The organism is Paraburkholderia sp. J11-2, assembly GCF_905220185.1.
Taxonomy (GTDB): Bacteria; Pseudomonadota; Gammaproteobacteria; order Burkholderiales; family Burkholderiaceae; genus Paraburkholderia.
On record NZ_CAJMYY010000092.1, the window covers coordinates 1 to 941 of the forward strand.

General features: G+C 59.1%; 3 protein-coding genes. All 3 read left to right on the top strand.

Annotation, left to right across the window (positions count from 1 at the left end; translation table 11 throughout):
• Positions 1-11: 11 nt before the first annotated feature.
• On the top strand, positions 12-428 hold the full coding sequence (gene sdhC, locus U5A57_RS41285; protein ID WP_133183855.1) for a succinate dehydrogenase, cytochrome b556 subunit: 417 nt from the start codon (positions 12-14) through the stop codon (positions 426-428).
• 3 nt (positions 429-431) lie between these two features.
• Positions 432-800 carry a succinate dehydrogenase, hydrophobic membrane anchor protein gene (gene sdhD / locus U5A57_RS41290; protein WP_158760582.1) on the top strand — a complete coding sequence of 123 codons (369 nt, stop codon included), beginning with the start codon at positions 432-434 and terminating at the stop codon, positions 798-800.
• Positions 801-804: 4 nt separating this feature from the next.
• Positions 805-941: FAD-binding protein (locus U5A57_RS41295; protein WP_321918094.1), on the top strand; the 137-nt coding region annotated here is incomplete at its 3' end.

The following is a 941-nucleotide window of genomic DNA, read 5'->3' on the forward strand; positions in this document are numbered from 1 at the left end:
AGGGGTCTAGCATGGCAGAAGCCGCAAAAAAACCGAGGCCGGAATACCGGAACATCGGGCTTGGGCAGATCTTGTTCGCATACCGCCTGCCGTTGGCAGGTCGTGTGTCGATCGGCCACCGCATCAGCGGTGTGCTCTTGTTCCTGTTCCTGCCTTTCATCTTGTTCCTGTTGGACCAGAGCCTCACTTCGGAGCTTAGCTTCGAGGTATTCAAGGGCTTCCTTTCCAACATCATCGTCAAGCTCATCGTGCTGGTCCTCGGGTGGGCGTTCCTGTTTCACTTCTGCGCTGGCGTGCGTCACCTGTGCATGGACTTCAACCATGGCCTCGTGAGCAAGGAAAAAGGCAAGTCGACCTCCCTGGTCGTCGTGATCATCTCCACGGTTCTCACGATCGCCTTTGCGGCAAAACTCTTCGGAGCGTTCTAAAAAATGTCGGCTAAAAACGGTATCGGTCCGAAGCGCCACGTCGTCGGCGCTCACTACGGCATTCGCGACTGGATCGCGCAACGCGCCACCGCCGTGATCATGGCGATCTACACGGTCGTGCTGCTTGTCCTGTTCTTCGGCGCGCACGACTTCTCGTATGACGGCTGGGCGTCGATCTTCTCCGCTGAGTGGATGAAGCTCGCCACGTTCGTCACCCTGGTCGCGTTGTTCCTGCACGCGTGGGTTGGCGTGCGTGACATCTGGATGGACTACATCAAGCCGGTCGGCCTGCGCATCACGCTGGACGTCCTCACGATCGCATGGCTGCTGGGCAGCCTCGGCTACGCCGCTCAGATTCTCTGGAGAGTGTAAAAGAATGGCTGCAATCAAGAATTCACTGCCGCGTCGCAAGTTCGACGTGGTCATCGTCGGTGCTGGCGGCTCGGGGATGCGCGCTTCGCTGCAACTCGCGCGTGCCGGCCTGTCGGTTTGCGTGCTCTCGAAGGTGTTCCC